Raw genomic sequence first — 10,946 nt, 5'->3', positions numbered from 1 at the left:
GGATATGCCTCCACCCAGTCGGGCATTACGGGTACACTCACGGTACCATATATAGAGGTTCCGAGTAACTATAAAAAGCCATCGTATTTCGTCATCGTATAAAGTTAAAATAAAATAAATAAAATAAAATAAAATAAAATAAATAGTATACAAAGATCCATGCTTATCGATTGGTGAAAGACTTAAACATGAGAGAGGATTTTAATGGTAGAATTCAAGAAAGTGAGATCAGATTTCATAAGAATGGCACGCCTCGCAAAAAAGCCTTCAAGAAAAGAATTTTGGCTTAGCATCAGAATTAGCTTACTTGGCATGGTTGCTATAGGTCTTATAGCGTTTATAATTAAACTTATCTTCACTTTGGTAGTTGGTTTTACACCTCCGACAGCCTAAGGAGGCATTTTTTATGGAGACTCAAGAAAAACCTGAGGTAGCGAAAAAACGTACGGGTACGTCAATTTTCACGATTCGCACCACCATCGGTCAAGAAAAATCAGTAGCAGAGCTAATTGCTAATCGAGTTAAAATACACGATCTCGTTATAAAATCTATCTTGGTGCCTGAAACTCTACGAGGATACATCTTCATAGAAACGGCAAAAAGGGATGCCATTGATGAAGCTATTTCAGGAATTTCACACGTTAGAGGATCAGTAGGAAAAACCCATATTACTGAACTCTCGCATTTTCTAATTCCAAAGCCTCCAACCGAAGGGCTTGAAGCCGGTGATATTGTAGAAATAACTGGAGGGCCATTTAAAGGAACTAGAGCAAAAGTAACGAGAGTAGACACAACAAAGGAAGAAGTTACAGTTGAGTTACTTGACTCACCTGCCCCAATACCCATCCGAGTTCATGGAGATTATGTACGAAAAGTTGGTGATCGGATAGAAGCAGATGAGTTTTCAATTCGTTGATAATAAGTCGACACAAAAATATTATTCTTGAAAAATAAGCCCCAGATCAAATATTGGTTTTATTTCAATAACTTTTTCAGGGCACGTTTCTTCACAATCCCCACAGGTAATGCATCTTTCAATTGCAACACATAATCTTCCAAACCCTCTCAGCGGCGCTGGGAGTGATATTGCTTCTAAAGGTTTTTTAACTGCTAATTGTTTGATAAAATTTATTAGAAGGCGTCTATTTTCTGATTTTATTTCCCCGCTGTCTTCAAAAAGGCTGGGCAAGTCAAATTTATTTTCAATCAGCGGGGCATCAAGTTGACAGACCTCTTCACATTTATGGCATCCTATGCAAATGCTCTGTAGCGCGGTTACCTTTCCAAATCCACGGAGACCTTCTGGAACAGCTATCACTTTTTCAGGCTTTTTTATTGCGATTTTTCTTATTAAATCGACTAATTTTTCTCTTTTAGATTGAGTTTCCTCGGTCTCTGATTCATTGGTTTTATCAGACATCAAACTTCCCGCTTACTGTTAATTGATCAAATTTCGAACAGTCATAGTGCTTATGTTCTGATGTGCAAATCACAGAATAAAGTTATATTTGTAAAGATACCGATTTCAACAACTATTATATATATATTTATACAGAAACAGGTAAGATGTATTTCAATGTCCGCCGCTTGGAGGACACATAATTCCAGATGAAAGGCGGCATTATAGGAGGAAATGTTATGACTGTAAGAGTAGCTGTTAATGGTTTTGGCAGAATTGGAAGATGCATGTTCAGAGCGGGACTTGGAAATAAGGATATAGAATTTGTCGCGTTTAACGATCTGTGGGATGTAGGAACGATGGCACATTTACTCAAGTATGACTCGGTACATGGAATACTTCCCGTAGATGTTGAAGCTAAGAAGGATGCAATCATTATAGGTGGTAAGGAAATATCATTTTTTGCAGAGAGGGACCCTGCAAAACTACCTTGGGGAGATCTTAATGTAGACGTAGCAGTTGAATCCACGGGAATTTTTAGAGATCGACAAAATGCGTCAAAACATCTAGATGCGGGTGCCAACAAGGTGATTATCTCAGCGCCTGCTAAAGATCCAGACGTCACAATCGTTTTAGGAGTGAATGAAGACACTTATAATAAAGCAAGCCATAATATAATCTCTAATGCTAGTTGCACGACCAATTGCCTCTCACCAGTATCGAAGGTATTGCTGGACGAATTCGGGATCAAAAAAGGTATTATGACCACAATTCATTCTTACACAAATGACCAACGAATACTTGATTTTCCTCACAAAGATAAACGTCGAGCAAGAGCTGCTGCTGTATCCCTGATTCCAACAACGACTGGTGCTGCAAAAGCACTGGGTTTAGTAATCCCCACATTGCAAGGTAAGATGGATGGGATGTCCATACGCGTTCCCACTCCCAACGTAAGTTTAGTAGATTTAGTTGTTGAAACAGACGCGAATGTAACCGTTGAGCAGGTCAACAATGCATTTAAAGAGGCTGTGAAAGGGCGATTAGGTAAATACATGACCTATACTGAAGAACCCCTCGTTTCTGCAGACTATAACGGAAATCCAAGTTCGGCGATTGTAGATGGCCTCTCGACAGCTGTAATCCAAGATGATTTGGTAAAGGTTCTGGCATGGTACGATAATGAAACGGGCTATTCTAATCGATTAGTAGATTTGGCTTTGTTTGTTTAGATAAAAAAGTGTAAAACATGATCTACTATTTTCTTTTTTTTAAATTGACAGTAAATGCCTTTTATTTCTATAGCGAACCAGCGAGACTAAGATAAGAGCTTCAAATTATCAGCAAAGATAGTTTTATAAGATATCAATCGCCAATGATACACTCTGTCAAGATTTCAAAAATATCTACAAAGATTAAGCGCAAAATACATTTCAATGATAATTGCTGTTCAAAATGCAAGAATGGGGAAGTATATTGAACGCATCTATTTCGTCTAGTCTACCAGTACTTGTACTTGGTGGAGGTATTGCCGGGATTCATGTAGCGCAAGAATTGGCTGATTTTGGAATTCAAGTTTGTCTAATAGAGAAAGAGCCGACGCTTGGAGGTAAAGCGTTACAACTCTTCAGATTCTTTCCAACAGATGATTGCGCCCTTTGTGTCTCGTCTTCGGATAGACTTTTTTCTCGTGGTGGATTTAGGAAATGTTTTTACAGATGTGGTATCATAGAGCATCCAAATATAGAACTGCTTACTCAAACACAACTTGTGGCTGTAGAGAAACTGAATTCAGAATTTAAGGTTTCACTAGAACGACATCCGAGATTTGTAGACGAGAAAAAATGCATTATGTGTGATAAATGCGCCGATATATGTCCAGTAGTGGTCCCTAATCCTCGAAATCTTAATTTAGATACTCAAAAAGCGATTTATCTGCCTGCATCTCAAGCTATTCCCTACAGTTACGTAATAGATCCAAACACATGCTTATTCGAAGAATGTGCTAAATGTGTGGAAATTTGCCCTACAAACGCAATAGACATCAAAGAAGAAAGGGAAACCATCGAAAAAAATTTCGGATCGATAGTTATAGCGACGGGATTTGAAGAGTTTGATCCCAGTCCCCTAAAAGAGTACGGATATGGTATATTTGATGAAGTAATCACACAAGTACAACTTGCTCGATTAGTAGATCCACAAGGTCCGACTAAGGGGAAACTTCTAAAGAAAGATGGTGCTCCAATAAAGAATGTAACTATGTTGCAATGTGTCGGGTCAAGAGACAAAAGATTTAATAGTTACTGTTCAAGTATATGTTGTACATATGCTCTTAAACATTCACTCCTAATTAGAGAGCAAGAAATTGATGTAAATATTGCTTATATGGACATTCGGACGCCTTTTATTTATGAGGACTATTTTTTACGAGCTAGAGATGATGGAGTGAAATTTATTAAAGGACGTGTCAGTCACATCGAGAAGGATCCTGTGACACAGAAAGTGCATGTGTATGTTTCAGATATCCAAACTGAGGAGATCATGGATCTAGAAACTGATCTAGTCGTTCTTAGTGCCGCTCTTGTTTCGTCTAAAGGTATAAAAAAACTAGCTGAGATACTAGATCTTGAATTAGATAATTATGGATTTTTTCCGACAACTGGAGCTAAAGAAAGCATTTATACAAATATAGAGAATGTTTATGTCTGTGGAGCTGCCCAAGAGCCAAAAGATATCCCTTCAACCATTGAACAAGCTAATGCTGTTAGCATGGCGATCTTAAGACGAAATGCTCCTCTCCAGAAAGGTGAAGTGAAGTGACCTCAGAAAATCAACGAATTGGCGTATTTCTCTGTAGTTGCGCTTCTAAGATAAGTGAAACCGTAGATTATAACGCAATTATAGACTATTTATCTAAGAATGAAGAATTATTAGTAGAACAACATGATACAGCTTGTTTAAGTGATGGGCTTGAATTTCTTAAAGAATCTATCAAGAATAATAACCTTGCAAAGGTTGTCATTGCGGCATGTACACCAAAACTCTTTGAGACAAGATTTAAAACAGAACTTCAGCAAATTGGCATAAGCCCAGATTTCGTAGAAATTGCGAATTTGAGAGAGCAATGTGCACTGCCTCACAAGTCATGGCCACAAAAGGCAACTACAAAGGCTATTGCTCAAATTAATGCCGCAATACAAAAGGTAAGTCTAGCAAGTTCTGTTGAAAAAAAGATGTTCTCTCCGCTAGAGTCTGCCTTAATAATTGGAGGTGGGATTGGAGGTCTACAAGCAGCATTAGATTTAGCTAGTAATGGTATAGAGGTCTCTATTATTGAAAGATCTCCTGAAATTGGAGGAAGGGTGCGAAAAATCACTAGGATTCGAGGAGAAGAAGACTATAAAGCGTTTCAAGAACTCTTAGAAAGCGTTACTGCAAGCCCACAGATCAAAATTTTCACGTCAAGCGAAGTAAAAAGTGTTGCGGGAGTGCCAGGAAATTATAAAGTTTCTATTGATGGAATGAACAAAGACTTTCTGAATGTTGGTGCCATTGTAGTAGCAACTGGTATGGACGAGTTTAAACCGTTTAGCCTGAAAGAATTTGGATATGGATTGTATCCTAATGTACTTATTCAGAGTGATCTGGTTAATTATTTGGATCCTGAAGGCCCAACAAAAGGCAAGATCATTATTGATGGTGAGCAACCCAAAAATGCTCTCTTCATTCAATGTGTGGGTTCTCGTGATTCAAGGTTTAATGAGTATTGTTCAAAACTATGCTGCTTCAGTTCTATTAAGAATGCTCTCTTACTTAGAGAGCAAGGGATTGACACTGCCATTTCTTTCATAGACATAAGAACACCGTATGCTTACGAGGATTACTATGAACAAGCAAGAAAACTAGGCGTTCAATTTCTTCATGGACGCGTTTCTAATATCGAGCAAGCGGCAAATCAGCTAAGTGTAGAGCTAGAAAATTCATTTACTGGAGAAATAATTACACTTAATAGAGATTTGGTTGTCCTAAGTAGCGCTTTGATTCCTTCTGCAGGTACTGAGGACCTAAAAGAAATATTAGGAATAAGCAAAGAACCTTCCCCGAAATCTAATTTTTTCAATCCACTTTACGCAAAAATAAAAACTAGCGAATCGGAATCGAAGGGAATATTCTTGTGTGGTTCAGCAATAGGCCCAATGTTCATAAAAGAAACATTGACTCATGCAAGTGCAACAGCATTCAAAGCACTGAAGTATCTGAAATATACCATTTTCCAAGCAGACCTTCTTGTATCAAAAATTGATGAAGAAGCTTGTGATGGGTGCAAAGCATGTGTGGAACTCTGTCCTTTTGAAGCTATAGATTTTGATGAAGCAAAGGATCTAGCCGTGATTAATGATCTCAAGTGTGAGGGCTGTGGAGTTTGTACGGCAATTTGTCCTACAGGAGCAGCACAATTAACTAATTATGAGAGAGATATACTATTTAGACAGGTAGAGGCACTTCTTTCAACAAAAAAAGCATTAGAAGGAGATACTGCGGATAAGACCATATTGGCATTCGTATGTAGTGAATGTGCCTATGGTTCTGTTGATCTTGCAGGAATAAATAACTGGCAATATCCTCCAAACGTTTTAGTTGCTTCAGTTCCTTGTATTGGCAGAATTTCCCCCCTTGATATACTAAAGGCGTTTGTTGAGGGCGCAGAAGCAGTTATGCTTGCAAGTTGCCCTGAGGAACGATGTCAATATCTTCGTGGAAACACAATCGCTTCGCTTGTAGTGGAATTCACGAAGAATATCTTAAATGAAATTGGGATAGATGAAAATCGAGTAGAATTATTTTCAATGACTTCATCTGAACCTAACAAATTCATTGACGCCGTACAAGAGATGAACAAACGATTAAACTATCTTATTGCAGAAACATAGAATAGTTTGAAATCTACATATCTTTTCTATTTCTTGAGATTTAGTAACGTTCTCCTGTCATTTTTTTGAGTAAAAACTCTATTTAGAATAATATCAATTAAACTATAAACAAATCTAGTCTCATTAAGAAAGTCAAAGTCGTTATTTATTAAATCATTTCAAATTGAATTCTGGAGCTTAGTTGAAAAAATTGACGACAAGAAATAAACGAACTGGTAAAATATTAACTGGAAATTTACTTTTACTAAGTATCGTCAGTTTTCTAACTGATATGAGTTCTGAAATGATCCTTCCAATACTCCCATTGTTTCTTGTATCAATTGGCGGAACTGGAATCATCTTAGGTTTAATTGGTGGAGTAGGAGATAGTATAGCTAGCATCTTGAAGGTATTTTCAGGTTATTTCTCTGATAAGTTTGGAAAAAGAAAGACTCTCATATATGCGGGATACCAGACATCTGCAGTATCAAAACTGTTTTTTGCTTTTGCTACTATTTGGCAACATTTGTTGATCCTTCGTCCGATTGAACGCCTAGGTAAAGGAATAAGAACAGCCCCACGAGATGCGCTTATTGCTGAATCTGTACAAGAAAGAGGTAAAGGTTTCGGGATTCATAGGGCGTTTGATACGGCAGGAGCGATTATCGGATCTTTCCTAGCACTGGTGTTTATCATATTCTACAGTTTAGGCTTTAGAACTATCTTTCTTATTGCCGGAGGAGTTGCTTTTCTTGCTCTTGTACCACTCGTTTTTTTAAGAGAGAAAAAATCAAGACCACTAGCAAAGTCAATAAGTCTACATATCAGTTTTAAAGAAATACCTAGCTCTCTAAAATTCTTCATCATTGTTGCAACTCTTTTTGCTTTAGGCAATTTTAGTTACTTTTTCTTTATTCTTAGAGCGCAACAGTTTTTCTCGGCAGAATTAGCGATCATAGGTCCATTGTTCCTTTACGTATTACTCAATGTAGTATATGCGGCGCTTTGTGTTCCCTTAGGAATCCTATCAGATAAGATTGGCAGAAAAAAGGTTTTAATTGCAGGTTACGCTTTATTTGGTTTCGTCTGCCTTGGTTTTACTCAGTTATATTCTTCTCTTGTATATCTTATCATCCTTTTCATACTTTATGGTTTAGTATATGCATTGGTAGAGGCTAATCAACGTGCATTTGTATCAGATTTGGCTTCTGAGGACTTAAAAGGAACATCTTTAGGTACTTTTCACACAGCCATTGGCATTGCTTTGTTACCTGGAAGTATAATCGCTGGGTTTCTCTGGGATTTCATTGATCCTTATGCAACATTTCTTTATGGTGCATTATTCGCTTTTCTTGCTGTTGCTTTATTTATAATTGGAGAAAAAAGCACTAAATAAAGCACATGGACTTTGAAAAATGCCAGCGAATTTTTTTGCTTCATTAAGTTATCAGCAATGTTGTTTTCTTAGCGATTCGATCGCGGGAAAGAATACCCTCGAAACAATGGAAGAGCATTTATCACTTGTTGAGTCAAATTTTGAATCAGATCAGGATCTTCACAAACTTGTTACCGATGTCCCCGTACCAACCGTTCTTATTAGGCCAAGTGCCATTAAATATGCTAAAAACTTATGTAAAGCTCAAGCTAAAGAAATTATGCTCGATAACGGCATTATTCAAAGAAAAACTCCTTTTTCAATTAAAAAATTACCAGATTTCATAGCAAAAATGGAAAAATGGTTGCAGTTAGTTGACTATTTTATTGTCCCAGACGTGCCACTCTGGAAGTTCGGTGAAAAATACAAAGAAAAAAACATAGAAATAGCAAGACAGACACTAGAACAAATTGGTAAACAAGATAAACTTGTTCTTCCTTTACATTTTAATAATGACGCTGATTTTCATTTGTACTATGATTCAGGGTTAATTGATGAATATATTTGGTTTGCTGTGTCTTGCAGACCGTTCTCAATCTTCACAAAGCGGAAGAACACATTAGAAGAACACAATATCTGGAATAAAACACATTTACTCGCTTTTAATTCGACAAATCGAACAAATCTATCTTTGATTACAGATGCGTATTCATTTGATTCATCAGTATACAATATTCTTGCAGGAAAATTCCGTACAATGATTACAAAAAACGGTGAGAAGCAAATTGTTCGCCGGATGAATAAAACTGAGATGATTCTTCTTTCTCTGAATAATGCGAAGTTTTATCCAACTTTCCTGAATAAAATAGCTCAAAAAAACATCATTAAAACAATTTGATGAGATCATCTGTTTTGTATTCTTAAAACTGGAGGTTACATTATCAAGTCAAATCTATAAATCCAATTCTTCAAATATTCTCTTCTCTAACATATCAAGTTTTGAGAATTTCAGATCCCATTTGAGGAAAAATTTCCATTGAAATACTAGATAAATTAACAAGCCAATCTGAGCAAGAATGTTTAAGATTATTAAGATTAAAGGAAATTGTGCTGGTGGACCTCTAAACACTAGTCTACCAATTGCAAGTCTAAATACAATTCTCGATACAAACCAAAAGAAGTAGAAGACGGCAACTGCATTCATTAGGAAGAAGATTATACGGATTTTCTTAACATGTTGTATTATATCATAAGTGATCTGGCTTAGAGAAATAAACTCGGTGCCAGACTCAATTTCATCTGGAGAACTTTTTATTAATTTATCAAAAGTTTCTTCTTGGTCGTTATATTGCTGGACTTTTTTCTGCCAGTGTAAAAGAAAGAAAAAGTTTGCAAGTACAAAAAGAGCAATAATAATCATTATAATTCCAGGACTTAACACTTCAATTATCCTAGGTGCTTCACGATGTAAAGGAGGACGACCAGGGGGTGGCGGATTCATACTCACAAAGACTATATTTGCAATTTGGATTAAAATTATAAAAATGGGAAGAAGTGCGCTCCAAACTAGAAACCTCTTTTGAGAATCAATAAAAAATAGCCCTTCTTTTTCAATTTTTTTAAAAGATGAAGAACGAGAATCATTCTTCCCCCGCAATATTTTTTCCTCCTCTGGTCCTTCTGGAGAATTATTCGTCATTTTCATCAGAGGTCTCATTCGATTTCAGAATTTATTTTCACAAACCACTCGTATCGCTCTTTTCCAAGTGGCGTTATCTTATAGATAATTATTGTGCGATCGCCCCAAGGTTCTTCGTGAGATTCGATATATCCCGCGTTTTCCAATTTTATTAAATATTTCTCTGCTGTAATTGATTTTAACCCGCAATAGTTGATTAGATGTGATTTTACAATACCTTTAATCAAAGAATTTTCACGTTCTGCTCGAAGGATCCCTTCTAAGATCGTTTGTATAATTAAATTAGCAGGGCGATACTGAGACGATTTCATGATATATACACAATTTGAGTTTTGAATTCTTCTGTACCAATGGTACAAAACCTTCTACCAAAGGTTTGACAGCATTTAAGAGTTTATTGGAGACTTTGTTTTTAGATTTTTTCATTCTGTGATATGGATGAAAATTTCAAACGAATAAATTATTTCAAAGAATTCAAATGGTGTTTAAAATGGACAATCCTTCGAGTACTATGCTAGACATCACCAATATTGAAAGAGGTACTGTCTCGATTGAAGAAATGAAAGAAAATTCGGTAATTCTTAAGACTGTAAATCTCCATAAAACGTATATCTCTGGCCCACTGGCAGTACAGGCGGTGCGTGGCATTGATCTGGAAGTAAAAAATGGTGAGTTTCTAGCTATCATGGGACCTTCAGGTAGCGGCAAGTCAACATTTTTGAATTGTTTATCGGCTATTGATACTCCCACAATGGGTGATATCTTCATTGACGGACAAAATATCGCTGCCCTTACTGACAACCAACTTGCCGACATTCGCCTACGCAAAATCGGTCTTGTCTTTCAAACATTTCAACTTTTTGAGTTACTTACTGCTTTAGAAAACGTAGAAATGCCTATGACTTTTCTAAAGATTCCAAAAAAGGAAAGAAAGGAGCGAGCTTTAGAACTATTACGGATGGTAGGTCTTGAAGCACGAGCTCAGCACATTCCGTCAGAGTTAAGTGGCGGAGAACAACAAAGAATCGCTGTCGCTAGAGCCCTTGCAAATGATCCTCCGGTCCTCTTTTTAGATGAGCCAACTGGTGATCTTGACTCCAAGAATAGCCAAAAGATCATGGAACTGTTGAAATCGATCCATGAAAAAGGAGTAACATTGGTTATGGTCACCCACGACCCCGAGATGGCTGCTTATGCAGATCGTGTCATAAACATGCTCGACGGGAAGATTCTAAATGAAGAAATCAATAACAAGACTGACGTAAACAAGTAGATAGAGGAGATGAGTGATGAGTTACTTGAGTTATCTTTTCAAAGGAATGCGTCGTAAAAAAATGCGCAGTTTGCTGGGTGTACTAGGCATCATTGTTTCAATCGCCTTGCTTACTGGTGTGAATGCAACGGTCGATTCTTATAGTTATACTTACATCGACCAGGCCGAACAAAGTGAGGGCATTATCGACCTTATGATCACTCGGGACGTGGACGATGAAACAAATCCAACATATAACGACTATTTATTCAAAGACGCTGAGGTACGTTCATATGTAGACTATATAGAAG

12 protein-coding genes are annotated in these 10,946 nt (G+C 37.0%); 9 read left to right on the top strand and 3 right to left on the bottom strand.

Annotation, left to right across the window (positions count from 1 at the left end; genetic code table 11):
• Positions 1 to 204: 204 nt before the first annotated feature.
• Both QVB70_RS15600 and QVB70_RS15595 read left to right on the top strand, forming a co-directional pair.
• Positions 205 to 393 carry a protein translocase SEC61 complex subunit gamma gene (locus tag QVB70_RS15600; protein WP_287588167.1) on the top strand — a complete coding sequence of 63 codons (189 nt, stop codon included), beginning with the start codon at positions 205 to 207 and terminating at the stop codon, positions 391 to 393.
• A 13-nt stretch (positions 394 to 406) separates the two neighbouring features.
• The gene (locus tag QVB70_RS15595) at positions 407 to 916 is read left to right on the top strand and encodes a transcription elongation factor Spt5 (protein WP_287588165.1); all 510 of its coding nucleotides are present in this window, start codon (positions 407 to 409) and stop codon (positions 914 to 916) included.
• A gap of 21 nt (positions 917 to 937) precedes the next feature.
• Here the strand turns inward: QVB70_RS15595 and QVB70_RS15590 are convergent, their stop codons facing one another.
• Positions 938 to 1,420: a 4Fe-4S dicluster domain-containing protein gene (locus QVB70_RS15590; RefSeq protein ID WP_287588163.1), complete on the bottom strand. Its 483-nt coding sequence runs from the start codon at positions 1,418 to 1,420 to the stop codon at positions 938 to 940.
• 218 nt (positions 1,421 to 1,638) lie between these two features.
• On the opposite strand from QVB70_RS15590, the gene gap reads away from it, so the two are divergent.
• The 5 genes from gap to QVB70_RS15565 all read left to right on the top strand — a co-directional run bounded on the left by gap (position 1,639) and on the right by QVB70_RS15565 (position 8,582).
• Positions 1,639 to 2,631, top strand: a complete 993-nt coding sequence (gene gap, locus QVB70_RS15585) for a type I glyceraldehyde-3-phosphate dehydrogenase (protein ID WP_287588161.1) — start codon at positions 1,639 to 1,641, stop codon at positions 2,629 to 2,631.
• Positions 2,632 to 2,875: 244 nt separating this feature from the next.
• Entirely contained in the window at positions 2,876 to 4,219 is a 1,344-nt protein-coding gene (locus QVB70_RS15580; RefSeq protein ID WP_287588159.1) for an NAD(P)-binding protein, read from the top strand.
• Positions 4,216 to 6,330, top strand: a complete 2,115-nt coding sequence (locus QVB70_RS15575; protein ID WP_287588158.1) for a hydrogenase iron-sulfur subunit — start codon at positions 4,216 to 4,218, stop codon at positions 6,328 to 6,330. Before QVB70_RS15580 ends, QVB70_RS15575 begins: the two co-directional genes overlap by 4 nt.
• Positions 6,331 to 6,511: 181 nt before the next feature.
• Entirely contained in the window at positions 6,512 to 7,705 is a 1,194-nt protein-coding gene (locus QVB70_RS15570) for an MFS transporter (RefSeq protein WP_287588156.1), read from the top strand.
• Positions 7,706 to 7,724: 19 nt separating this feature from the next.
• Positions 7,725 to 8,582 (top strand): hypothetical protein, encoded by an 858-nt coding sequence (locus QVB70_RS15565; RefSeq protein WP_287588154.1) that lies wholly within the window; start codon positions 7,725 to 7,727, stop codon positions 8,580 to 8,582.
• Positions 8,583 to 8,636: 54 nt separating this feature from the next.
• Here the strand turns inward: QVB70_RS15565 and QVB70_RS15560 are convergent, their stop codons facing one another.
• Both QVB70_RS15560 and QVB70_RS15555 read right to left on the bottom strand, forming a co-directional pair.
• The gene (locus QVB70_RS15560) at positions 8,637 to 9,389 is read right to left on the bottom strand and encodes a hypothetical protein (RefSeq protein ID WP_287588153.1); all 753 of its coding nucleotides are present in this window, start codon (positions 9,387 to 9,389) and stop codon (positions 8,637 to 8,639) included.
• A gap of 8 nt (positions 9,390 to 9,397) precedes the next feature.
• Entirely contained in the window at positions 9,398 to 9,694 is a 297-nt protein-coding gene (locus QVB70_RS15555; protein ID WP_287588151.1) for a hypothetical protein, read from the bottom strand.
• A gap of 179 nt (positions 9,695 to 9,873) precedes the next feature.
• On the opposite strand from QVB70_RS15555, the gene QVB70_RS15550 reads away from it, so the two are divergent.
• Positions 9,874 to 10,656, top strand: a complete 783-nt coding sequence (locus QVB70_RS15550; protein WP_287588149.1) for an ABC transporter ATP-binding protein — start codon at positions 9,874 to 9,876, stop codon at positions 10,654 to 10,656.
• Between the two features lie 16 nt (positions 10,657 to 10,672).
• Positions 10,673 to 10,946, top strand: a 274-nt coding sequence (locus QVB70_RS15545) for a hypothetical protein (protein WP_287588147.1), incomplete at its 3' end; no start/stop codon positions are given.

The sequence above is a fragment of the Candidatus Borrarchaeum sp. genome (assembly GCF_019058535.1).
Classification (GTDB): Archaea; Asgardarchaeota; Sifarchaeia; order Borrarchaeales; family Borrarchaeaceae; genus Borrarchaeum; species Borrarchaeum weybense.
Note: the sequence above shows the minus strand (reverse complement) of the source record. Positions and strands in the feature narration are given on the sequence as shown.